The organism is Marivirga salinae, assembly GCF_030503855.1.
Classification (GTDB): domain Bacteria; phylum Bacteroidota; class Bacteroidia; order Cytophagales; family Cyclobacteriaceae; genus Marivirga; species Marivirga salinarum.
Genome location: NZ_CP129971.1, coordinates 1,294,286 through 1,318,532 on the forward strand (window position 1 = coordinate 1,294,286; position 24,247 = coordinate 1,318,532).

Annotated in this window: 25 protein-coding genes; 18 read left to right on the forward strand and 7 right to left on the reverse strand. The window is 34.5% G+C overall.

The window, feature by feature from the left end; genetic code table 11:
• Nucleotides 1-16 precede the first annotated feature (16 nt).
• Nucleotides 17-1,492, reverse strand: a complete 1,476-nt coding sequence (locus QYS49_RS05585; protein WP_308350727.1) for a hypothetical protein — start codon at nt 1,490-1,492, stop codon at nt 17-19.
• 74 nt (nt 1,493-1,566) lie between these two features.
• Nucleotides 1,567-3,546, reverse strand: a complete 1,980-nt coding sequence (locus tag QYS49_RS05590; RefSeq protein ID WP_308350728.1) for an alpha-ketoacid dehydrogenase subunit alpha/beta — start codon at nt 3,544-3,546, stop codon at nt 1,567-1,569.
• 170 nt (nt 3,547-3,716) lie between these two features.
• On the opposite strand from QYS49_RS05590, the gene QYS49_RS05595 reads away from it, so the two are divergent.
• The 7 genes from QYS49_RS05595 to QYS49_RS05625 all read left to right on the forward strand — a co-directional run bounded on the left by QYS49_RS05595 (nt 3,717) and on the right by QYS49_RS05625 (nt 10,582).
• Nucleotides 3,717-4,955 carry a M16 family metallopeptidase gene (locus QYS49_RS05595; RefSeq protein ID WP_308350729.1) on the forward strand — a complete coding sequence of 413 codons (1,239 nt, stop codon included), beginning with the start codon at nt 3,717-3,719 and terminating at the stop codon, nt 4,953-4,955.
• Entirely contained in the window at nt 4,952-5,455 is a 504-nt protein-coding gene (gene ispF, locus QYS49_RS05600; protein WP_308350730.1) for a 2-C-methyl-D-erythritol 2,4-cyclodiphosphate synthase, read from the forward strand. Before QYS49_RS05595 ends, ispF begins: the two co-directional genes overlap by 4 nt.
• Before the next feature lie 2 nt (nt 5,456-5,457).
• Complete coding sequence (gene mnmC2, locus QYS49_RS05605; protein ID WP_308350731.1) at nt 5,458-6,138, forward strand: tRNA (5-methylaminomethyl-2-thiouridine)(34)-methyltransferase MnmC2; 681 nt, start codon at nt 5,458-5,460, stop codon at nt 6,136-6,138.
• Between the two features lie 420 nt (nt 6,139-6,558).
• Entirely contained in the window at nt 6,559-7,716 is a 1,158-nt protein-coding gene (locus QYS49_RS05610) for a formimidoylglutamase (protein WP_308350732.1), read from the forward strand.
• A 22-nt stretch (nt 7,717-7,738) separates the two neighbouring features.
• A complete protein-coding gene (locus QYS49_RS05615) occupies nt 7,739-8,473 on the forward strand; it encodes a DUF6503 family protein (protein WP_308350733.1) in 735 nt (244 codons plus the stop codon).
• Between the two features lie 62 nt (nt 8,474-8,535).
• Entirely contained in the window at nt 8,536-8,913 is a 378-nt protein-coding gene (locus QYS49_RS05620) for a hypothetical protein (protein ID WP_308350734.1), read from the forward strand.
• A 166-nt stretch (nt 8,914-9,079) separates the two neighbouring features.
• A complete protein-coding gene (locus QYS49_RS05625) occupies nt 9,080-10,582 on the forward strand; it encodes a sodium-dependent transporter (RefSeq protein ID WP_308350735.1) in 1,503 nt (500 codons plus the stop codon).
• 283 nt (nt 10,583-10,865) lie between these two features.
• Here the strand turns inward: QYS49_RS05625 and QYS49_RS05630 are convergent, their stop codons facing one another.
• On the reverse strand, nt 10,866-11,408 hold the full coding sequence (locus QYS49_RS05630) for a DUF1543 domain-containing protein (protein ID WP_308350736.1): 543 nt from the start codon (nt 11,406-11,408) through the stop codon (nt 10,866-10,868).
• An 82-nt stretch (nt 11,409-11,490) separates the two neighbouring features.
• Between QYS49_RS05630 and tpx the strand changes: the two genes are divergently transcribed.
• Nucleotides 11,491-11,991, forward strand: coding sequence for a thiol peroxidase (tpx, locus tag QYS49_RS05635; RefSeq protein WP_308350737.1), 501 nt, complete (start codon nt 11,491-11,493; stop codon nt 11,989-11,991).
• Between the two features lie 77 nt (nt 11,992-12,068).
• Here the strand turns inward: tpx and QYS49_RS05640 are convergent, their stop codons facing one another.
• Complete coding sequence (locus QYS49_RS05640) at nt 12,069-13,049, reverse strand: hypothetical protein (protein WP_308350738.1); 981 nt, start codon at nt 13,047-13,049, stop codon at nt 12,069-12,071.
• Between the two features lie 409 nt (nt 13,050-13,458).
• Here QYS49_RS05640 and QYS49_RS05645 point away from each other — a divergent pair, with 409 nt between their 5' ends.
• The gene (locus tag QYS49_RS05645) at nt 13,459-14,223 is read left to right on the forward strand and encodes a hypothetical protein (RefSeq protein WP_308350739.1); all 765 of its coding nucleotides are present in this window, start codon (nt 13,459-13,461) and stop codon (nt 14,221-14,223) included.
• 65 nt (nt 14,224-14,288) lie between these two features.
• On the opposite strand, the gene QYS49_RS05650 is transcribed toward QYS49_RS05645, so the two are convergent.
• Together QYS49_RS05650 and QYS49_RS05655 are read right to left on the reverse strand one after the other, a co-directional pair.
• Nucleotides 14,289-15,728, reverse strand: a complete 1,440-nt coding sequence (locus QYS49_RS05650) for an aldehyde dehydrogenase (RefSeq protein WP_308350740.1) — start codon at nt 15,726-15,728, stop codon at nt 14,289-14,291.
• Between the two features lies 1 nt (nt 15,729).
• Nucleotides 15,730-16,512: an SDR family oxidoreductase gene (locus tag QYS49_RS05655; RefSeq protein ID WP_308350741.1), complete on the reverse strand. Its 783-nt coding sequence runs from the start codon at nt 16,510-16,512 to the stop codon at nt 15,730-15,732.
• A 145-nt stretch (nt 16,513-16,657) separates the two neighbouring features.
• Here QYS49_RS05655 and QYS49_RS05660 point away from each other — a divergent pair, with 145 nt between their 5' ends.
• The 8 genes from QYS49_RS05660 to QYS49_RS05695 all read left to right on the forward strand — a co-directional run bounded on the left by QYS49_RS05660 (nt 16,658) and on the right by QYS49_RS05695 (nt 23,068).
• Nucleotides 16,658-17,188 carry a 3-hydroxyanthranilate 3,4-dioxygenase gene (locus QYS49_RS05660; RefSeq protein WP_308350742.1) on the forward strand — a complete coding sequence of 177 codons (531 nt, stop codon included), beginning with the start codon at nt 16,658-16,660 and terminating at the stop codon, nt 17,186-17,188.
• Nucleotides 17,189-17,283: 95 nt separating this feature from the next.
• Nucleotides 17,284-18,333, forward strand: coding sequence for an amidohydrolase family protein (locus QYS49_RS05665; RefSeq protein ID WP_308350743.1), 1,050 nt, complete (start codon nt 17,284-17,286; stop codon nt 18,331-18,333).
• Entirely contained in the window at nt 18,320-18,574 is a 255-nt protein-coding gene (locus QYS49_RS05670; RefSeq protein WP_308350744.1) for a hypothetical protein, read from the forward strand. Before QYS49_RS05665 ends, QYS49_RS05670 begins: the two co-directional genes overlap by 14 nt.
• Nucleotides 18,567-18,803 (forward strand): methylated-DNA--[protein]-cysteine S-methyltransferase, encoded by a 237-nt coding sequence (locus QYS49_RS05675; RefSeq protein ID WP_308350745.1) that lies wholly within the window; start codon nt 18,567-18,569, stop codon nt 18,801-18,803. The genes QYS49_RS05670 and QYS49_RS05675 overlap by 8 nt, the downstream gene beginning before the upstream one ends.
• A 73-nt stretch (nt 18,804-18,876) precedes the next feature.
• Nucleotides 18,877-20,187 (forward strand): kynureninase, encoded by a 1,311-nt coding sequence (gene kynU, locus QYS49_RS05680; RefSeq protein ID WP_308350746.1) that lies wholly within the window; start codon nt 18,877-18,879, stop codon nt 20,185-20,187.
• A 7-nt stretch (nt 20,188-20,194) separates the two neighbouring features.
• Nucleotides 20,195-21,526 carry an FAD-dependent oxidoreductase gene (locus QYS49_RS05685; RefSeq protein ID WP_308350747.1) on the forward strand — a complete coding sequence of 444 codons (1,332 nt, stop codon included), beginning with the start codon at nt 20,195-20,197 and terminating at the stop codon, nt 21,524-21,526.
• Nucleotides 21,527-21,596: 70 nt separating this feature from the next.
• Nucleotides 21,597-22,262: a ferredoxin reductase domain-containing protein gene (locus QYS49_RS05690; RefSeq protein ID WP_308350748.1), complete on the forward strand. Its 666-nt coding sequence runs from the start codon at nt 21,597-21,599 to the stop codon at nt 22,260-22,262.
• 134 nt (nt 22,263-22,396) lie between these two features.
• A complete protein-coding gene (locus QYS49_RS05695; RefSeq protein WP_308350749.1) occupies nt 22,397-23,068 on the forward strand; it encodes an SDR family NAD(P)-dependent oxidoreductase in 672 nt (223 codons plus the stop codon).
• A gap of 51 nt (nt 23,069-23,119) precedes the next feature.
• Here the strand turns inward: QYS49_RS05695 and QYS49_RS05700 are convergent, their stop codons facing one another.
• Complete coding sequence (locus tag QYS49_RS05700) at nt 23,120-23,338, reverse strand: hypothetical protein (RefSeq protein ID WP_308350750.1); 219 nt, start codon at nt 23,336-23,338, stop codon at nt 23,120-23,122.
• A gap of 152 nt (nt 23,339-23,490) precedes the next feature.
• Between QYS49_RS05700 and QYS49_RS05705 the strand changes: the two genes are divergently transcribed.
• The gene (locus QYS49_RS05705; protein WP_308350751.1) at nt 23,491-24,204 is read left to right on the forward strand and encodes a Crp/Fnr family transcriptional regulator; all 714 of its coding nucleotides are present in this window, start codon (nt 23,491-23,493) and stop codon (nt 24,202-24,204) included.
• The last annotated feature ends 43 nt before the right edge of the window (nt 24,205-24,247 follow it).

Genomic DNA, 24,247 nt, shown 5'->3' on the forward strand with positions numbered 1-24,247 from the left:
ATTCTTTTTATAATATCTATTGTTGCTCTCCAGATTCGGCTTTCTGTTTTTTCCATTCGCTAGGATGAACAGAATTATCCCAAATTTGGCCTTCTTTTTTATCTCTTTTTTCTTTAGGGTTTTTTCTAGTTACGTATTTTGGTTGAGTAGGATCACCCCAAATTTTCTTAAAGAACAAGGAAACGGACTGAAAAGTTTTAGCTAAAAATGGAACGTTCGTATTTTCTGCCGCCAATATTTTTGTGCCAGGATGCGATTCTGTACTCACGTAAAAATGTCTTTGATAATCACCATCATGTTTAGAAATGTCCTTGCTAGTTTCCTTCATTTCATCAGTTGGCTTTCTGCTTTCTAATACTGTGAGTAATCGGTCATCATGCAATTCCTGTTTTTTAGGTTTGCTGACCGTAGCAGTCATCAATTTACTATCATCATACTTTTTTCTTTCTGGATTAGCAGGGCGAGCAGTCATTAATTTATCATCATCGAAAGGCTTTCTTTCTCTATCTCCATGCAAAGCAGTCATTAATTTACTGTCATCATAAGGTTTTCTTTCCCTATTAGCTGGTTCTGATATCATCAATTTATCATTATCAAACTTATTTTTTTTACCATCATTCACCCTTTCGGTCATCAACTTATCGTTATCAAATGGCTTAGGCTTCTTATCGGAGGCGTCAATTGTTAATAATTTATCACCATCGGGTTTATTTGATTTATAGTCAGGTCGCTCAGAAACCATCAACTTATCATTATTCATTTTAGGATAATCATCCTTTTTCTTTCTGAACATGATTTGGTCCTCATCCATTTTAGGATCTAAATCTGGAGCTGATGCAGTTTCTAGTTTATCGTTATCAAATGGTTTTCGATCCTTATCCTTTCTCCTGCTGTAAAGCTTTTTTCCATCTGTTTTGCTTTCCTTATCTTTTTTTGGAGCCTTCGATAAAGTCTCTGATGGGTCATTCAGACTTATAGGTTTACGGAAATCTTGCGGCCCACCATCTGATACATTTACATTTTTGGGTTTTCGCTTTTTCTGTAAAACAGGACCTTCTTCAGCAATTCGGCTATCATAAGGAATTAATGGTTTGCTTAATTCAGATGGATTCGTGATGGCTTTTCTGTCAGCAGATTTATAATTTGGTTGATTATCATAGGTTTTTCTTTTTGGTCTTTTGTTAGGATTATAATCTTTGGTTTCATAATCGCTTTTTCTCGCTTTAAACCACATTACTTTATCCCAATCCCATTTAAATGGGTTAATCACAATTACCTTATTACTTCCTCTGTTTGGATTTCCTTTTGCCTTTCTTCTTTTAGAAGTTCTTACTTTTTTATTGTCCATTTTAGTTGGACTACTCTTTTCAGAGACCTCTAGTTTTTTTCCACCAGTATCTTGCCCGTGAGATATGGACGGAAAATAGAGAAAACTTGCCATAAAGATGACAAGTCCTATTCCAAAGAATTTATATGGTAAATATTTTATCAAATTATATTTTCTAAACCTTCAATTTAATGCCAATTTCTCAGAATATGAATTTTCATCTACTCTGAGACAGTATTTTAATATTCAGCTAGTTTCTTAAGCTTTGTTTTAATCCTCTCTTTTGGTAAAAAGTTTTGCTCTAAATCTGCATTGAAAGGAACTGGAGTATCTAAACTTCCTTCTCTCATTACTGGTGCATCTAAGGCTTCAAAACAATTTTCACTGATCCAAGCGGCTATTTCTCCGCTAATGCTACCAGTTAAGCAATCTTCATTGCAAATCAATACTTTCCCCGTTTTTAATATGCTTTTTTCGACTGTTTCAGTATCCCAAGGCAATAAAGTTCTTAAATCAATCAACTCAACAGATAAATCTGATAAATCATTCATTGCTTCTTTTGCCCAGTGAACGCCCATGCCGTAAGTAATGATAGTGATATCAGTTCCTTCATTAATTATGTTAGCTTTTCCGATTTCAATAGTATAATAATCATCAGGAATTTCCTCAGTTAAAGAACGATAAAGTGCCTTGTGCTCAAAATACATTACTGGATTCGGATCTTCTATAGCTGCAGCTAATAATCCTTTCGCTTCATAAGGATTGGAAGGGAAAACGATTTTCAGTCCCGGTGTATGGAAAAACCAAGCCTCATTTGATTGGGAATGAAAAGGTCCTGCCGCAACTCCTGCCCCTGTTGGCATTCTGACCACAACATCAGCATTTTGCCCCCAACGATAGTGCGATTTAGCTAAATTGTTCACTATTTGATTAAATCCGCAAGTCACAAAATCCGCAAATTGCATTTCGATTACAGATTTTTGCTTTTTGATGCTCATTCCTAAACCAATACCAATAATGGCTGATTCGCAAAGTGGTGTATTTCGGATTCTGTCTTTGCCGAATTTGTCAATAAATCCTTCCGTGATTTTAAAAACACCTCCATAATCGGCAACATCCTGACCCATAATCACTAATTCAGGATATTTCTCAAATGATTGCTTTAGTCCATCTGAAATGGCATCAACATATCTTTTAGGGCTTTTTTTGTCTGATTTTGGTGCTATAGGTTTTGTGTTATTGGGCAAAAATAAATCAGCAACTTGCTGTTCAGTACTCACTTCTGGATATACATCTTCCCCAGCAAGTTTTAAGCCTTTATTAATTTCTGCTTTAATGCTAGCTCTTAACTCATTGATCTCTTCTTGAGAAATTATTTTTTCTTTCAATAAAAATTGCTCGTAATTATCGACTGGATCTTTTTTAGCCCACTTATCAAATAATTCCTGTGGAACATATTTTGTACCTGAAGCTTCTTCATGTCCCCTCATTCGGAAAGTCATGGCTTCAATTAAAATAGGCTTAGGATTTTTGCGCATTTTTTTTGCGGCTGTATCCACAGCGTGATAAACATCCAAAATATTATTTCCATCTACTTTGATGGCCTCCATTCCATAACCAGGGCCTTTATCTACAAAATTTTTGAATTTGAATTGCTCATTGCTCGGGGTGGAAAGTCCATAACCATTATTTTCGATCATGAAGATAACAGGCAGATCCCAAACAGCGGCAACATTCAAAGCTTCATGAAAATCTCCTTCAGAACTTCCTCCATCTCCACTAAAAACAAGAGTAGCTTTATTTTCACCACTTAATTTATTGGCCAGAGCAATTCCATCTGCAACACCCAATTGAGGGCCTAAGTGAGATATCATACCCACAATATGAAATTCATTGGTTCCGAAATGGAAAGAACGATCTCTCCCCTTAGTGAACCCCTTCATCTTACCCTGAAATTGGGAAAACAATCTGCTCAGCGGAATTTCTCTAGTGGTGAATACACCAAGATTTCGATGCATTGGTAAAATGTATTCGTCATTTTGCAAAGCTGCTGCCGAACCAACTGAAATTGCTTCCTGCCCGATTCCAGAGAACCATTTGCTGATTTTATTCTGCCTAAGCAAGATCAACATTTTTTCTTCTATGAGTCGGGGCAACAAAATTTGCTCGTAGAGGTTAATCAGTTGGTTGTTGGATAATTTTTTTCTATCGAATTGCATGAAAAAATACCTTATAGAAAGGCTTTAGAGGTTTAAGTTTAGTTTTTAAATTACAGTTTCTATCTTTGAGTTTCCTAATAAAGTCGGAAACAATTATCCGACAAATTTAAAGTAATGGTCTTATCTGCAAAAGCCATTATATTTTTTATTTTTGATTCACACATTAGCTTATGATAAAATATAATTCTTTTACACTTGATAATGGTCTGCATGTTTTCGTACATGAAGACAAAAATACACCATTAGCGGTTGTTAACCTACTTTATGATGTAGGATCAAGAGATGAGAAACCTGATAAAACTGGTTTTGCACATCTTTTTGAGCATTTAATGTTCGGAGGGTCAAAAAATATTCCTAATTATGACGAACCTCTACAAAGAGTAGGAGGAGAGAACAATGCTTTTACGAGTCCAGATATTACGAATTATTATGTAACACTGCCTGCCCAAAATATTGAAACTGCTTTTTGGTTGGAATCTGACAGAATGTTATCTCTTTCTTTTGACCCCAAAGTTTTAGAAGTACAGAGAAGTGTAGTGATTGAAGAATTTAAACAACGCTATTTAAATCAACCTTATGGAGATTTATGGTTGAAATTGCGTCCATTAGCTTATGAAAAGCACCCTTATCAATGGGCAACTATAGGGAAAGAAATATCTCACATCGAAAATGCTACTATGGATGATGTAAAGGATTTTTTCTTTACTCACTACAGGCCAAACAATGCATATTTAGTTGTTGCAGGAAATGTAGATACGGAGCAAATAAAAGAATTAGTAGATAAATGGTTCGGGGAAATTCCATCAGGGGAAAAGCGAGAAAGAAAATTACCAGCTGAACCAAAGCAAGAAAAAGCTAAATTTTTGGAAGTGGAAGCGGATGTTCCAGTTGATGCATTGTATAAAGCATATCACATGCCAGCCAAAAATGATGATAAATATTATGCTACAGATTTGATGAGCGATATTTTGGGAAGAGGTAAATCAAGTAGATTATATAAAAAATTAGTGAAGGAAGCTGGAGTTTTTTCTAGTTTGGCTGCTTATGTAATGGGCTCAGTTGATCCTGGTTTATTGGTGATTAGCGGGCAGGTTTCAGCTGGAATTAGTTTGGAAAATGCAGATAAAGCTGTTCAGCAAATCATAAAAGAATTGCAAGCTGAGGAAGTTGCCAACAGGGAATTAGAAAAAGTAAAGAATCAAGCAATTTCCACTACTGTATATGGCGAAGTAGATATTTTGAATCGTGCAATGTCCATTGCTTTTGGAGCTGCTATGGGTAATCCTAATTTGGTAAATGAAGAAATTGATTTGATAAAAGCAGTAAGCACGAAAAACATCCATGAGGCATCAAATGAAATTTTGAGAGCCGAAAATTGTTCCACTATTTATTATAAGGCAAAGAAATGAATTTCAGAATAGGATATGGATATGATGTACACCGCCTAGCAGAAGGTGAAGAATTCTGGTTAGGAGGCATAAAGCTAGATTATCATAAAGGTGGAGTAGGGCATTCCGATGCGGATGTTTTAATTCATGTGATTTGTGATGCTTTATTAGGAGCTGCTAATTTGCGAGACATTGGTTATCATTTTTCAGATCAAGATCCACAATATAAAGGAATAGACAGTAAAATTCTACTAGAAAGAACCGTTGCTTTAATTAGGGAAAAGGGTTACGAAATTGGAAACTTGGATGTAACTGTAGGTTTGCAAAAACCAAAAATCAATCCTTTGATTCCCGAGATGGTCACTGTTTTATCTAAAGTGATGAGGATAAGTGAGGAGGATTTATCTTTAAAAGCTACTACAACCGAGAAATTGGGCTTTGTAGGCAGAGAAGAAGGTGTGGATGCACATGCTGTGGCTTTGATTTATAAGGTAAAGAGTCAAAGTGATTTAGATCAATAATCATGGAAAACATAAAAATCATAACTACTGAAGATGGTTCTCATTCCCTTTATCATGAAGGATTAAAGGAAACTTATCATTCTTTTCATGGTGCTTTGCAGGAGTCTGTTCATGTATTTATTGAAAAAGGCTTACGATTTTGGAGAACCAAATCAGGCTTGCCTAAGCAAGTTGATATTTTTGAAGTGGGCTTTGGAACAGGATTAAATGCCCTTTTAACTGCTCAATTTGCTATTGATAATGAAGTGAAAATCAATTTCACCACTATCGAGCCTTATCCATTGGATATGGAAATCATAGATCAATTGAATTATGCGACTTCAATTGGACAGGATAATTTAAAAACTGTTTTTAAAGAACTACATAGCTGTAAATGGGAAGAAAATATCGAGATTAGTCCATATTTCTCGATTCATAAAATCAAAAGTAAACTGGAGGATTTTCAAACAGACCAGCGATTTGATGTGCTCTTTTTTGATGCTTTTGCTCCAAGCAAACAAGCAGAACTCTGGACAGCGGATTTATTGCAAAAGTGTTTTTCTTTATTGCGAGAAGGAGGAGTTTTTACTACCTACAGTGCCAAAGGTCAATTAAAAAGAGATTTAAAATCAGTTGGTTTCGAAGTGGAGACTTTGCCTGGGCCTCCTGGGAAAAAGGAAATGGTGAGGGGAATTGTTAATTAGATTAATTTATAAATGCCTTTGGCATTATTTCTTAACAACAAAAGAAAACAAATGGCAGCCAAAGGCTGCATGATTTTACCACAGAGTGACACAATGAATATGCACAAAGTGACACTGAGGTTTTCACAATCAGAAACATTGGGAAGAACATGGAGATTAATCTCAAAACAAAATTAATCAAGATTATTTTCTGTTTTTTTTATATTATTAATGGATTGAATTATATCAAATAGCCCTATTTCTTAAGATTAAGAGTCAATCAATAACTTTTATCTGATCCTTTGAGTCCTTTGTGAAATTCTTAGAGAAACTTTGCGGTAAAAAGAAAACAGCCTTAGGCTGGTCATCTAATTTGTGGTTATAATGAATCATTTTACTCAAAATTAATGCTCATCAAATTATTGTTATTAAATTCATGCCATGGATTTAAGACTTTTCTTTAGCCCCGTTCCCGAGGAGATTTTTTCCGATATAAAAAAACAGGGAAGCTTTTACAAAAATATTCAAGTCTATCAGGAGAAGTTTCCTGATTATAAAAGTGCAGATATCGCCTTGATAGGAATTTCCGATAAAGGAAATAATGAAGAAAATGTGGGTACAGTTGGAGGCGCAGACGCCCTTAGAAAAAAACTCTATAAATTATCAAAAGGCTCAGGTGCTTATAATATTGTGGATTTAGGAAATATTTCCGAAGCTATAGATACTGAGCAAACCTTCGGAAGAGTTCAAGAAGTTTGTCATGCTTGTATTGAGAATAATGTTTTACCTATCCTAATTGGAGGTTCTCAAGATATGGGATTTGCGCAATATTTGGCTTATGAGGAAATGGAAAAGCTCATTAGCGTATTAAATGTGGATGCTTTTTTAGATATGGAGGATAAAGATTCTCCAGCCAACCAACAGCATGTTCAAAAAATGTTGATGCATCAGCCCAATTATTTATTTAATTATAGCCATTTAGCTTATCAAACCTATTTGGTAAATCCTCAAGCTATTACCACACTTGAAAAATTATATTTCGAGGCGCATAGAATAGGAGCTTTGCGTCATGATATCAAAGAAATGGAACCTGTTATCCGTCAGGCTGATATGATGAGTTTTGATTTGTCTGCCATAAAATCATCTGATTTTCCAGCCTCCGCTCAAGCTCAGCCTTTCGGGCTTACTGGTGAGGAAGCCTGTCAATTATGTTGGTATGCCGGCATAAATGAAAAATTGAGTGCAGTAGGATTCTATGAATTTGACGTCACCAAAGATGATGAATCCAATAAATCAGCAGCAGTTTTGGCCACCATGATTTGGTATTTTATCGAAGGTTTTTATCATAGAAAAGAGTCTCGAGACTTCCGCTCTAATGATTATATGAAATATGTGGTTTCCATGCCAATGGAGCCAGAAATTTTAACTTTTTATAAAAGTAATTTCATAGAAAAATGGTGGATGGAAGTTCCTAATCCATCTGGGAATAACCGATTTAACAGAAATTCTATTGTTCCATGTAGTTATTCAGATTATCAGCAAGCCATGAAAGGCGAATTACCCGAAAGATGGATCGTGATGCATTCTAAACTATTTTAAAAATAAGGCGTACTTTTGTTTTATGAAAAATATATTTGGAGTAATAATTTTAACATTTTTTATAAATGCTTGCAATCCTAGTGAGCAGTCAGCTTATAAAGTAATTCAAAATGCTATTGAATTTCATGGCGGTGAAGCCTATGATTCTTTGAATGTTCAATTTCAATTCAGGGATAAATTTTATTCACTCAGACATGCTGGGGGAAGTTTTCAGTATGAAAGAATTTTCCGAGATTCAACTGATAGTGAAATCAATGATATTTTGAATAATAGTGGTTTCAAGAGACTAATTGATGGTGAAAAAGTCGATTTATCTGCTAAAGATTCTGCAGCCTATGCAAATTCAGTGAATTCCGTTCACTACTTTGCTTTGCTTCCTTACAATTTGAAAGATGAGGCTGTAATAGCACACAATAAAGAAGATGTTCTTATTAAAGGAAAGCCTTATAAAACTATAGAGGTGAAATTTAAGCAAGAGGGTGGAGGTACAGATTACGAAGATGTTTTCATGTTTTGGTTCAATGCAAACACCTATGATATGGATTACTTTGCTTATTCATATGAAACAGAAGGTGGAGGAGTGCGCTTTCGAGAATCCATTAATAAAGAGAAAGTAGAGGGCGTGATTTTTCAGGATTATAATAATTATAAAGCTGAAAAAGGAACTGATTTAGCAAGTTTACCAGCAATGTTTGAGAAAGGAGAATTGGAATTACTTTCTAAAATTGAATTAGAATTTGATGTTGAAGCTTTATGATTGTATCAAAACCACGCATTAATACTGTATTCGCTTTAAGCATTTTTTTAATTCTTGTATTTGTGTCTTTCTTCCTATTGTTAGATAGCCTATTGAATAGTGAGTCTTTCTTTATAGTGAAGCTCATTCTAACTCCAATAACATTGGTCATTGCTTTACTAGTTTTAGGGAAATTATTGGCGGCAGTAAAGATTGTAAAAGCAGGCAATAATAAATTGAATATATTTTTTCCTATTAGTCGCAGCCGGATTGATTTGCCACTTGCTGATATAAGAGGTTGGAGAGAAGATGTAGTCAAAACCAAACAAGGTGAATTCAGAGAAACTAAAATCCTATATGGGAAGAAAAAAGTCATTAAACTTTCCAATAAAGAGAATACAGAATACGATAAATTAGTAAAATACCTTAACCAAAAAGCCAAAAAGCAGAAGGCAGAGTAAGATTTATCACACATTCTACCCGTATTAGAATCACTTAATTTAATCACCAAACATTGTAAAAATCTGGGCTATTTCCTCCATAGCCCCCAAATGAATCTACCTATAAATTTGACAAAGTAATATGTTTAACTAAATTCGGCTTGTTTTTAAACTAAACAAGACATTTATGGCGGAAAAAGTTGAAGAATTTAGTAGTAGGTGGAGTATAATTCTAGCTTCTTTAGGAATGGCAATTGGTGCTGGAAATCTCTGGCGTTTTCCAAGAATTGCTGGGGAATATGGCGGCACCTTTATTATACTCTGGATGTTATTTCTTTTAGTTTGGTCTATTCCTTTATTAATGGCTGAATTAGCATTAGGTAAACATTACCAGAAAGGTACATTAGGTTCTTTAGGTAATTTGGCTGGGAAGAAATTCAACTGGATGGGGACTTTTATCACCATCGTAACTTTAGGAATCGCATTTTATTATTCTGTAGTTACAGGCTGGTCGCTCCGGTATTTCATCTTAAACACAGAAGTGCTCATAGGTTATCTATTTGGCGCGGGTGAGTTGAACCAACAAATTGGAGAAACTGATTTCATGAACAACTTTTGGTCAAATTTATCCAATTCTAGCTGGGTGGCTGTAGTTTGTTATATGGTGACTATTCTTGGGGCTATTTGGGTATTGAGTAAAGGAATTAAAAACGGATTAGAAAAAGTTAATAAGATTTTAATCCCGACCTTATTCATATTGTTAATGGTGGTTTCCGCTTTTGCTTTAAATATGGAAGGAGGTTATCAAGGATTAGAATATTTATTCACCATTGATCCAGAGAAATTCTCAAATCCGACCATTTGGATTGAAGCAATCACAGATTCCGCTTGGAGTACTGGTGCAGGATGGGGATTGATGATTACAATTGGTTCCTTTTCCAATAAAAGAGAAGATGTTACTTTAAATACATTTCTTGGGGCTTTTGGTAATAATACTGCTGCACTTTTAGCCGCTATGGCAATTTTACCAGCCGTATTTGCAATGTCCGCTACTCCTGAAGGCGCTATGGATTATCTCCATTCAGGAAGCCAGGCCTTAACATTTACCGTAATTCCTCAGCTTTTTGCGCAAATGCCAGGAGGACCGATATTGTCCTTTATATTCTTTGGAGCATTTCTAATGGCGGCCTTTAGTTCTTTATTGCCCATGATGCAATTGCTCATTAAAAATTTAACTGATTATACCTTAACAAGAAAACAAGCTGCATTTGTAGCAGGAGCATGTTGTTTTATAATTGGTTTCCCATCGGCTTATTCTTTAGATGTATTCAAAAATCAAGATTGGGTATGGGGCTTAGGATTGTTAGTAAGTGGTATTTTTATTGCATTTTTAATTATCAGATATGGCCCTACTAAGTATAAAAAGGATTTTATTGACGAAAGCTCCGATTTTACAGTAGCGAATTGGTATTTCAAAATCATGGTATATGCTATTTTCCTATTCGGATTATTCTTAGTGTACTGGTGGATGAGTCAAGGTTATAGTGAATATCCATGGTTCGATGCAGAAGGAAACTGGAATGTGATGGATGTTTACAGTAATGCTAGTATAGTAACTCAGTGGGGAATTGCCTTAGTAGTTGCAATTGTATTTAATGGATGGTTTTACAAAAAATTTGTTAAAAAATGATGAGTACTGAAGCAATAATCGGAATGGTAGTATGTTTGACTATCACCTTGGGGGGCTTTATCGGATTAGTGATAAAAGCACTTTCAATGGATAAGAAAAAGGAAGAAAAGTAAAATTGAAATCGTTTAGTTAAGATAAATATCCATCTTAATAAGGAGAAGAATAAAAGGATGAGGCAATTTCTCTTCTCTTTTGTGGAAGAACAAAAGAGGGGGCTTTAAAGCTTAACTAAACGACATTCTTAACTAAACATAAAAAGGGGAATCAGTCGGTTCCCCTTTTATTATTTCTGCTCTAAAAAATCTTTGACCACTTTCTTAGGCAAAACATGATAGCCGTTTACAGGCTTTAAGTTTTCTTTTTTATCAGTTATATTAAGATGAACATGATAACCATCCAATTCTTCAATAGCTATCATATCGTCCACTTCATATAAATCATCTTTATGCACTTGATCATAGCCATTTAATAATTTTTCTTTTGCTCTTTTTTTAATTTCAGTGGCTAATTTGCCTACCAAAAAAGTGTTGGCATGATGTTCCATGAAATCACCCTCTTTATAAGCCCCTAAATTGATGAAGAATAATTTTATATCCTTTTCCTTACTTTTTTCTTTTTGCAAGCTGATTTCATATCCGTCCACCACGTCCAATTCCATATACGAATCGACATGCATTTTTTCAGGAAGACCGAACCATTTATCCAATAATTGAAAATAGCAATCTTCTATATTTTCACCAACCGCAAATACCACATCATGCAGTTCAGTATTTGATTTTTCTGCTGCACCACCCAAAACGACCGCATATAATTTTAATGAATTCATTTTTTTAATTCTTAAAGGGAAAACAATAACTATTCGTAAGCATTCAAGTTTAACAAAGGTAAACTAAATTAAAAATAAAATTATGGCAGAAGTAACATTAGGAGGCAACCCTTTAAACACAGTTGCAGATTTACCCGCTAAAGGACAAAAAGCACCTGATTTTAAATTGGTCAAAACTGATATGACAGAAGTTTCCCTTTCTGATTATAAAGGGAAAAATGTGATCTTAAATATTTTCCCAAGTGTAGATACGGGCGTTTGCGCCATGTCCGTTAGGGAATTTAATGAAAAGGCTGCTTCATTAGATAATACGGTGGTTTTATGTATTTCAAAAGATTTGCCTTTTGCACAAGCAAGATTTTGCGGTGCGGAAGGAATTGATAATGCATTACCATTATCCAATTTCAGAAATGATAGCTTCGGAAAAGATTATGGAGTTGAACTAATTGATGGAGGATTTAAAGGACTAAATGCGAGAGCGGTTGTAGTTGTTAATCCTGATGGAGAAGTTTTATATAATCAGTTAGTACCGGAGATTGGGAATGAACCTGATTATGAAAAGGCTTTGGAAGCGGTGAAATAATTTTTTAGAAATATTAGAAGATAAAAAAGGCTCGGAAATTATTTTCCGAGCCTTTTGTGTTTAAACTCTTTTAATGTTTATTCTTCCATTACAATTGAAAATTCTATTTGACCATTCTCACCATCTCCTGGAGTAATTGACTCAACTAATAGTAAGCCTTTTTTTGCTCCACCATCTTTTGAACCATCAGTTTCAAAAGCTAAAACGTCACCTTCAGCTAAGTTTACAATTCTACCGTCAGTATTTCCAGGAGCCCCATTTTCAAAAGCTTCTGTTATAAAACTTAGATTAGCCTCATTAAATTGAGATTCAGTTACTGTAGTAGCTCTGATTAAGGTGTTGTTTCTAGCACCCCATGCGTTCTGACCATATTCAAATGGATAATGAGCTGGAGAAGCAATGGTTGCTTCAGTGTCAAATTCCCCTGAGCCATAAAAATAACCAAAGTCAATGTTTGCTGATAATGGTTCAGAACTTCCATTTACCTGTGCCATTGAATATGTTTCACCTGTATTGGTACTAAAAAAAGTTTCAGAGGTTTTACTTGTTGTTGACCCTGCATCATCTTGTAATGGAGCAGCTAATAAGATTGCACTAAAATTAACTAGTGGTTCTTGATTTTCCCCAACTTCAATATCCAAAGTACCCTCACCTGTTCTACCATCTTCATCCTCCATTGATACTAGAAAACTTAACGTCATATTAGCTGCTTGATCAGGTATTTGTAAGCCTTCAATTGTAAAACTACCTTCAGTTTCACTAGCTACACTAAATGCATTTAAATCAATTATATTGTCAGAAATACCGTTTGCTGATAAAGTAAAAGTATTTTCAGTAGTTTCAATATCAATAGTTGAACCAACGACTGGGGCGTCAGCTGTAAAATCAACAACTAAATTAATAACATCACCAGGTAAATAGGTGTCTTGCTCAGTTTCAACTGACAAGTTTACTTCTGGCGCACTCTCTACAGGAGTTTCTTCTTCCGGATCACATGCTGTAAAAAACAGCGTTCCAGCTGCAGCTAACATTAACCCATTTCTCAAAAATTTTTTCATAACCTTTTTAGTTTTAATTTTAAAATGTAATAAATAAATCAAATTCTGGAGTAGATTCCAGATGTTTTTAAGACCCATTTTACCGTTTAATAGTTGTGTTTAAACGGATAAATATTTTTTTATTTGATGTTTTAGTGTTTTCTATTTTAAAATCTCTAAATTTATTATTAATATTGATATATGTAAATAATTGTTTATGAGCATGTTAGTTGCTTTTGCTTTGAGTAAAAGCTTAACTATGTGTAATAAAAAAAAAATTTTTTAGGTATTTCAATTAATTTATATAACTTTATTGATAGAATTTTACGCAATTAATTTTAACTTGCTTAAAGTTTCGTTGTATTCATGCAATGAATTGTTAATATTTCGAATTAGAAAACTAAATTTACCATCACTAAAAAACTGAATTATGGCAGAGAATAACCAAAGCATCTTTGACATGATAAACCATTATGGTCCTTACGTAGGTATGGTCATTATTGGGATAGCCGTCTTACTTGTTTTATTATACTACTTGAGGTTAGGTACCTTAAAAGAGTTCAAGCAAAAGTATGATTACATTAATAAAAATGAAATCGATGTCTTATGGCGTTCTGCTGTAATTATATTGATTGGTGCTGTAATATGGGTTAATGCCCTATTTGGCGAAACTGAATTTTTATGGCTAGCCGTTAAGATTTTTGTTTCTGGTATGTTGGCTCTTATCATTGGTGTAATTATTCAGAATGTACTACGATTTTACTTTCCTTTTTACATCGAAAAGCGTCTAAAGAAACTAAGATACACTCCAAGAATTTCTCCTAAAACTGGAAAGCCTATGAAGCTTTTGAGTGAAGAAGAAGAAGATGTTTACCTTGATGAAGGTATGCAAGCAGAGGAAGATATCTTTTCAGTTGATTATGATGTATGGGTAGATGAAGAAACTGGTTATACTAAAATTGAGAAATATTCTGGTCACTTACACGCATTACAATGTTCTGAGTGTAATTACCAAACTCTAAAAGTAGTTAAGGAAGAGATTATTAAATCTCCAACTGTAACTGAAGATGGTGAGTTAATGAAGTATTTCAAATGTTCTTATTGTGGACATAAAGCTAGAAAGACTTTCCATATTGCAAAATTGAAAGAACCAAGTCCTGAGGCAGCGTCTTCAGACTCTTCGGCTCAAGCTTAATAAATTGACTAAGAAGTTTAAAAGCCAATCAGGATTCCTGATTGGCTTTTCTTTTTCTAGTTAGTTTAGTATTGTATACAAATATTTTTGGGCTCTGTGAAAAATCTCAAAGCTTCTAAACCACCCTCTCTACCTAAACCACTATTTTTCATTCCACCAAATGGGGTTCTTAAATCGCGATTCATCCAACAATTAATCCAGACTATCCCAGTTTCTATCTGGTTTCCTATTCGGTGCGCTTTTGATAAATCATTCGTCCAAATGCTGGAAGCTAAGCCATATTCACTTTCATTTGCAAGTTTAATGGCTTCTTTCTCATTTTTAAAAGTATTTAAGCTCACTACAGGCCCAAAAATTTCTTCTTGATTCGTTCTGCAATGATTGGGTAAATTTTCAAAAACATGAGGTCGTAAAAAATATCCATCCTTATTCTTTTCCTCTAATTCAAAATCTTCATCACCACATAATAATGTACCGCCTTCATCTTTAGCTAAAGTTATATAGCTTTTCACTTTTTCTAAATGCTGTGTGGAAACCAAAGCTCCCATATTAGTTGAATCATCTGAAGGATTGCCTACTTTCAAAGCTTTTACTTTCTCAAGAAATTGAGTTTTAAAATCATCATAAATAGATTCTTCAATATAAATACGAGAAGCACAAAGACAGATTTCACCCTGGTTTGCAAATGATGCCCGAACTAAGCCCTCAGCTGTTTTTTCTAAATCACAATCTGCAAATACCAAAGCAGGATTTTTGCCGCCTAGTTCTAAAGAAATTTTTCTGAACATGGGAGCTGAAATTTCAGCTATCTTCCGGCCTGTTGTCGTACCGCCAGTAAAGGAAATAGCTTTGATTTTTTTGTTTTGCACTATAGAGTTTCCAATTTCAGGTCCAGTCCCATGAAGAATGTTTAATACTCCTTTTGGTAGTCCTGCTTTTATACAAACTTTACTTAATAAGTATGCGGTGTAAGGTGTGATTTCGGAAGGCTTTGCAATCACACAATTCCCTGTCGCAAGTGCTGGAGCAATTTTCCATGTGAAAAGATATAGCGGTAAATTCCATGGTGAAATACAAGCAACCACGCCTATTGGTTTTCTCAGTGTGTAATTAATAGAATCTTTTCCAGCATGAGATTCACTGCTAAATTGAGTAATGGCATATGCAAAAAACTCCATGTTTGCGCTGGCTCTTGGTATGTCAACAGTTTTTGCTAATTGCAGTGGCTTACCCGTATCTTTGCTTTCAGCTATTGCAAGTTCTTCTAAATTATCTTTAATGAGATTTGATATTTTTATCAAATAGTCGGCTCTTTCTTTAGCCGATAGTCTGCTCCATTCTGGAAATGCTTTTTCTGCTGATTCTATTGCAGATTTTAAATCTTCCTCATTAGAAAGTGGAATCTTTGCAAAAATTTTTGCAGTTGCTGGATTTATATTATCAAAATATTCAGATGAATGAGGAGGAGTTAATTCTCCATTGATATAATTGGCTAATATTTCCATATTAAATACAATCTAATCGACCCCCATCAACAGGTAAATTTACTCCATTGATATAGGATGCTTTTTCTGAAGCTAAAAATAACACGGCATCAGCTAATTCATGTGGCTCAGCAAATCTGCCAGCAGGGATTTTTGATTGCATATCTTTGCTAACTTCATCCAAACTTTTGCCACTTGCTTTACTTTTACTTTGTATCAACCCTTCTAGTCTTCCTGTCATAGTTGCTCCTGGCAATACATTATTTACAGTTATGCCGAAAGGACCTAATTCATTGGAAATGGTTTTTGACCAACTAGCTACCGCTCCTCTAACAGTATTAGAAATCCCTAAATTCGGGATAGGCTGACGAACAGATGTGGAAATTATATTGATAATTCTTCCGTATTGTTCACTTTTCATATTGGGAATTACTGCTTGTGATAAATATTGATTACAAATCAGATGTTGCTGAAATGCAATCATATAATCTTTCCCCAGAGCTTCATGAGCTTGTCCTGGGCTTGGTCCCCCCGTATTATTGATTAAAATATCTACTTGATGCTTGGTACAATACGCTAATGCTATTTCTCTTAATGATTCTGGATGGCAGTAATCTGCGACTAAAATATGATGTTCTTGATTATTATTTGGTAGTTCATTTTTAGTGGCTTCTAATTTTGATTGATCTCTTGCGATTAGTGTAACATGTGCGCCTTCATTTGCAAATGCATGAGCAATAGCTTTACCTATTCCTGCCGTACTTCCACCTACTAAAACTCTTTTTCCCGATAAATTTAAATCCATTTTAATTATTTTTATAGAAGAATATTAACATCTGTTAATATTGTATGACTGATTTTAAACTCCGTCTTAATTTCACTAAATTTAGAAGATTAACAAAATCAATTTGAAGTTAAGACTATTTTAAGCTTTATAAAATTGAGAAACAATGGCAATAAAAAGACCTTTTAACTTAATAAAGTGGGTGGAGGAAAACAGAGATTTGTTAAAACCACCAGTTGGAAATAAAAACCTATATAAGGAAGCAGGAGATTATATTGTAATGATAGTGGCTGGCCCAAATGCTCGAAAAGATTATCATTATAATGAAACCGAAGAGCTTTTTTATCAATTGGAAGGAGAAATTTCTGTTAAAATTCAGGAAGATGGAAAAGCTGTTACCATGGATTTAGGTCCTGGTGATATGTTTTTATGTCCTGCTAATACTCCGCACAGTCCGATTCGAAAAAAAGATTCTATTGGGTTGGTTGTGGAAAGGGTAAGAAAAGGGACTGATATGAAGGATGGTTTACTGTGGTTTTGCGATAATTGTAATCACAAATTGCATGAAACTTATTTCCCTTTAATAGATATAGAGAAAGATTTTTTGCCTCGTTTTAAAGAGTTTTACGCTTCAGAGGAATTGCGCACTTGCGATAACTGTGGACATGTAATGGAAACTGATCCAAGATTTGTATAAACAGAGCTTATTGGGCAATTAATGGAGTTAATTTTAACTGTAATTTATATTGAATACTAAATAACTAATATTTATCATTATTAGATTCTGTATTGATGGAAAAAGTAGCTGACATAGCAACAAAAAGGCCTTTAAAAGTCGATATACACACACATATTTTGCCTAAAAACTGGCCTGATTTGCGTGAGCGATATGGTTATGGTGGTTTTATTCGTTTGGAGCATCACAAGCCATGTTGTGCTCGTATGATGATGGATGATAAATTCTTCAGGGAAGTAGAAGATAATTGCTGGGATCCTAAAACCCGAATACATGAATGTGAGAAGCACAATGTGGATGTTCAGGTATTATCTACTGTCCCTGTTATGTTTAGTTATTGGGCAAAGTCTAAAGATGCACTTGATTTATCTATGATGCTAAATGACCATATTGCAGGCATTGTAGATAAATATCCAGATCGTTTTATTGGCCTGGGTACTTTACCTATGCAAGCTCCTGATTTGGCAATTAAGGAATTGGAGCGATGTGTAAATGAATTAGGCTTGGCTGGAGTTCAAATTGGAACCCACATTAACGATTGGAATCTGGAAGCCCCGGAAGTGTTTGCTGTTTTTGAAGCAGCACAAGATTTAGGAGCCTCTATTTTTGTACATCCTTGGGATATGATGGGAAAAGATCAAATGCCAAAGTACTGGTTGCCCTGGTTAGTGGGCATGCCAGCAGAAACCTCTCGAGCAATTTGTTCTATGATTTTCGGAGGCGTATTTGAAAAACTACCAGATTTGAAAGTGGCTTTTGCACACGGTGGAGGATCTTTTCCTGCCACTATTGGTAGAATTGGGCATGGTTTTGATGTACGTCCTGATTTGTGTGCTATTGATAATCCTCATCATCCTAGTAAATATTTAAAGAAGTTTTATGTGGATTCTTTAGTTCATGATCCATCTACTTTAGAATATTTGATTAAAACTATGGGCGAAGATTTTATTGCTTTAGGTACTGATTACCCATTTCCTTTGGGGGAATTAGAACCAGGAAAAATTATTGAGGAAAGTGATATCTCTAATGAGTTAAAAGCAAAACTCTTGGGACAAAATGCTTTAAAATGGTTGGGCTTACATCAGGAAGAATATGCAGGGCATTGAACAAGAATTTTTCATTGACACCAAAATTGGTAAGCTTTTAATAGGAGTGTCTGGAAATAGAATTGCCAAGATATCATTTAACCAGCCTAATAATACCTTAAAAGGAGTAAAACCAAAAGTGGTGACTAGTTTGGAAAACCAATTACTCGAATATTTTAATGGGCATAGAAAAACATTTCAGATTGAATATTCTTTAACAGGAACAGAATTCCAGAAGGAAGTTCTGGCAAAAATTGATTGATATTCCATTCGGAAGAACAATAAGCTATGGTAAATTAGCGGCTCAAATGGGAGATGTTAAAAAAATTAGAGCAGTCGCTAATGCAGTGAGTAAAAATCCAATTCCAATCGTGATTCCTTGCCATAGAGTGGTGGGCATGCACGGGAATTTAACAGGCTACATTGGAGGATTGCCAAACAAAAAATTTCTAATTGAATTAGAATCTAATAGGCAATTAGGATTATTTTAAAAGAGTACTAATTGAAATACAAAGCTTAATTTAAATATAGAATCTATAAAACTACATTACATTAATTCATAGAATGGCAGAGAATTATCAGAATACTTTAGAATACGCACAAAAAATGGATCAAGAAGATCCGTTAAAAAAATATAGAGATGAATTTCATATTCCGGTTATTGATGGTCAGCAAGTGATTTACTATACGGGGAATTCATTAGGGCTTCAACCTAAAAGAACTCGCTCTTTTATTGAAAAGGAAATGAAAGACTGGGAGCTTTTCGGTGTGGAAGGCCATTTTAATAAGAAGAAAGAAAATATCTGGTATAAATATCATGAATATGGAAAAGAAGCTATTGCAGAAATAGTGGGAGCAAAGCCTATTGAAGTGGTGCCAATGAATAATTTAACGGTCAATCTTCATTTACTCTTAGTTTCTTTTTATCGACCCACAGCTAAAAAATTCAAAATAATAGTTGAAAAAGGAGCTTTTCCATCTGATCAATATGTATTTGAAACACAATTAGATTTTCATGCAAATCATGGCGGGCAAAAATTATTTGACCCTGCAGAAGCTTTAGTAGAAATTGCTCCTAGAGAAGGAGAAGACACATTAAGAACTGAAGACATAATTTCCACTATTGAGGAACATCAAAATGAACTGTGCTTAGTGATGATGGGTGGATTGCAATATTATACTGGTCAATTCTTTGATTTAGAAAGTATCACAAAAGCAGCTCATAAAGTAGGAGCTTATGCCGGTTTTGACTTGGCACATGCAGCAGGAAATATTGAATTGAAACTCCATGATTGGGATGTAGATTTTGCTTCTTGGTGTACATACAAATATTTAAACTCTGGCCCTGGAAATGTCTCTGGGATTTATGTGCATGAAAGATTTGCCAATGAAAAGGATTTACCTCGTTTTGCAGGCTGGTGGGGACATGATGAGGCCGAGCGTTTCAAAATGAAAAAGGGGTTTATCCCTATGGAAGGTGCAGACGGATGGCAATTGAGCAACACTAATGTTTTAGGACACGCAGCTCATTATGCCTCTTTAGAAATTTTCAAAGAAGTGGGCATGAAGGCCTTGAGGAAGAAAAGTGTACTTTTAACAGGTTATCTTGAATTTTTAATCAATGAATTCAATAAAGAAGAAAAGATATTTGAAATTCTTACTCCAAAAGAGCCTGAAAACAGAGGTTGTCAATTATCCTTATATTTATTGAAATATGGGAAACCTTTATTTGATGAGTTAATGAAAAGAGGGGTTTTGGGAGATTGGCGCGAACCGGATGTAATTCGTTTAGCTCCAGTCCCATTGTATAATACTTTTGAAGAACAATACCGATTTATAGAAAAGCTAAGAGAAGCTGTAAAAGCTGTAAAATAAACTGATTTTGAAGAAAGAAATTAAACATATCGGAGTTATGGGTGCAGGTTTAGTGGGTGCACTTTTGAGTATTTATCTAAGAAAAAGAGGCTATAAAGTCAGCCTTTATGAGAAACGTGACGATATGAGAAAATCTTCTTCAGATTCGGGTCGTTCAATTAATTTGGCTTTAAGTAAAAGGGGAATTAAAGCATTGGAAGACATTGGCGTAATTGAGGAAGTAAAAAAGATTATGCTCCCAATGGAAGGCCGAATGATGCATAGCAAAGATGGCGAACTTACTTTTCAACCTTATGGAAAGGAAGGACAGTTTATTAATTCTGTTTCGAGAGGAAATTTGAATAAGATTTTATTGGAAAAAGCTGAAGCTTCAGGAGTTGAGATCAAATTCGAACATACTTGCAAATCTGTTGATTTAGAAGGTACTAGTGTGACTTTTAAAACTCCAGAGACAGAAAAAACCATGCAATTTGACTTGCTCTTTGGTTCGGATGGAGCCTATTCACAGATGCGTCAGGCAATGTTGAAAACGGATAGATTTAATTATGAGCAATATTATATTCCACATGGTTATAAAGAACTTTCAATTCCGCCTACTGAGGATGGTGATTTTGCTATAGCGCCTAATGCATTACATATTTGGCCAAGAGGGCAATATATGTTGATAGCTTTACCGAATTTAGATAAAAGCTTTACCTGTACTTTGTTTTTTCCTTTTGAAGGGCAACCATCCTTCGAAAGTTTACAGACTCCGCAACAAGTATTACAATTTTTTAAAAATACATTTCCTGATAGTTTGCCTCATTTGAAGAATATTCAAGATGAATATTTTCAAAATCCGACTTCTTCTTTAGTGACCGTAAAATGTGAGCCTTGGGTTAAAAATAATTGCGTTTTAATAGGTGATGCGGCACATGCCATAGTTCCCTTTTATGGTCAAGGAATGAATGCGGGCTTTGAAGACTGCTACGAACTCAATTTATTATTAGATAAACATTCTGACGATTGGGAAAATACATTGGCTGAATATCAAGAAGTGCGAAAAAAGGATGGAGATGCTATTGCGGATTTAGCTTTACATAACTTTGTTGAAATGCGAGATTTAGTGGCAGATGATAAATTCCTGGTTCAAAAGAAGATTGAAGCTAAACTGCATGAAAAATTCCCAGATAAATGGATTCCACTTTATTCTATGGTTACTTTTAGTGATTTACGCTATTCCGAAGCTTTTGAAATTGGAAAAAAACAACAAGTCATAATGGATGAAGTTATGCAGAAACCTGATATTTTAGAAAATTGGGAAAACATTGATTTAGAGAAGATTGTGGATAAATTGTAAGGTTTAGGTCCTTTTATTTTAAACATAATTTATTTATTTCGTTTCTATTGTAGAACAAAACGTAATAGAAATGGCATATACCGTAAAAATCACCAATGTGCTTTCCTTAACGCACAATGTAAAACAGATTAAAACCGAAAAACCAAAAGATTATAAATTTACACCAGGTCAAGCCACAGAAGTAGCCATTAATAAAAAAGGATGGACAGAAGAAAAAAGGCCTTTTACTTTCACCTCTCTCCCTGAAGATAATCATCTAGAATTTGTTATTAAAACCTATCACGATCATGAAGGGGTAACTCATGAAATAGATAGCCTTGTAGAAGGAGATGAATTGATCATTGATGATGCTTGGGGTGCTATTGAATATAAAGGAACTGGGACTTTCATTGCTGGTGGAGCAGGAGTTACTCCATTTATCGCTATTTTCAGAAATCTTGAGAAGAAGAATGAAGTTGGTGAAAATAAACTAATTTTTTCCAATAAAAGAGGAGATGATGTTATTTTGGAATCCTATTTTAATGATATTCTAGGAGATAATTTTATTTCTACATTGACTCATCAAAATATTGAAGGGCATGAAAATGAAATGGTAGACATGGAATTTTTGAATAAGCATTTGGAGGATTTTACACAACATTTTTATGTATGTGGGCCTGATGCCATGGTGAAAGATGTTAGCAAACAATTAGAAATGTTGGGAGCTAGTCCAAAAGGTATAACTTTTGAAAAATAGATGACCCATTATCGACTCAAAATTTGAAGCTTCTTAATAGCACTGAGTGGAAAATTAAGAAGGATGCTCAATGCGTCAGAACAGATTAAATTTTTACAAATCATAGTAATTAGTGATAAAATTTAAAAAATGATATGAAGAATATACTAGTAAGCGGAGCAGATGGAAATTTAGGAAGTGCGGTTGTCAATAAATTAAAATCGGAAGGCAATAAAATTTTTGGTCTATTCGGGGATAAAGAAAATGCAAAAAATTCAGAAGATGATTTTCAAAAGCTTTCAATTGATTTGACTAATCCAAAAGCTGCCTCGGATGCAGTTGAAAAAGCAAGTAGTGCATTTGGGGAAATCAATGGAGCTGTACTAACTGTTGGCGGTTATGCTGGTGGTGGAATAAAAGATGTGACTATTGATGACATCCATTTCCAAATCAAATTGAATTTTGATACTGCTTTTAATTTAGTGAAGCCACTAATGGAAAAAATGCCGAAGGGTAGTCAAATATTTCTGATTGGTGCAAAACCTGTTTTATCAGCAAATGATTTGAAGAATGTAGTATCCTATGGATTGGCTAAACAATTGGTTTTTAGTCTTGCCGACATCATTAATGCGGATTATTCAGAACATCAAATTAGCGCTCATGTTATAGTGCCTAGTATAATTGATACACCACCTAATAGGGAAGCAATGTCAGATATGGATTTCAGTGACTGGGTAAAACCAGAGCAAATCGCAGATTCTATTTTGCATTACTTAAAGCATCCTGAATTAAGAGAAGGGGTGATTAAAGCCTTTGGCAAAATTTAAAAAGCTTCTCTCAAAAGCGGCCAATTAATAGCTTTTGAGAGAAGCTTTTTCTTATGATTTCAATAAATTTCTCAATCCCAATAAGGCAATTATGCTTCCTGCAACCAATGATGTGTAATACCAAGCTTCACTCATTCTGTATGCATTCTCTTCTAATAAATCAGTTACCTTTTCACCTATGGGAGCATTAGGACTGTGATCTATTGCCCAATAAATAGTAAATGCACCTATAGCGATTAAAATAATTCCGCTTAAAAGTCCTTTTTTCATAGATTAAAAAATTTGGTTTATGCAATTTAATGAAAATTTAGAGAATTCTTAGATTCAAATTAGCCTCTGTTTTTTAAACTATTTAAATTTATCCTATATTTATGTAAACAGACCGCAACTAAATTTTTGAGCTTACGATAAGCCTAGTAGATATGTCTAAAAAAGTAAAAAATATTCCTTGTGATTTATGCCTAAGTAGGCGTAAATCCATGTTCAATGAAATTCCAAATGATGCTCTTTGTGCATTAAGTGAACATAAAAGTACTTTGGCGCATAATAAAGGTCAGGTGCTTTTTCTTGAAGGAACCCAACCTATGGGTTTGTTTTGCATTAGCGAAGGGAAAGTGAAAATTTTTAAAACAGATGATTCCGGGAGAGAGCAGATTGTACGCTTGGCTCAGGAAGGAGATTTTTTAGGCTATAGAGCTCTACTTTCAGGAGAAAACTATAATTCTTCTGCTACTATATTAGAAAATGCAAAAGTTTGTTTTATCCCTAAAAGCAGCTTTACTGAGCTAATTTCAAAAGACCACAATTTTCAGAATAAACTTATGCAGGCTGTTTGCCATGATTTAGGCGTTATGGAACAAAAAATGGCCGATATGGCTAATAAAACTGTAAGACAACGTCTAGCTACTACATTATTAATGTTAAAAAGCTCTTACGGTGTAGATGGAGATCAAAAAACTGAAATTAATATTGCACTTACAAGAGAAGATTTAGCCAAAATTGTGGGTACAGCTACTGAAACCCTTATTCGTTTGTTGTCCGATTTCAAGAAAGATGGATTAATTGATCTTAACGGCAAAAAAATAAGCGTCTTGGATGATAGAGCCTTAGCAAAAGAAATCGATCTATTCGCTTAATCTCACAAATTTCCGAAAATCCCTGAACTTATATCACTTCATT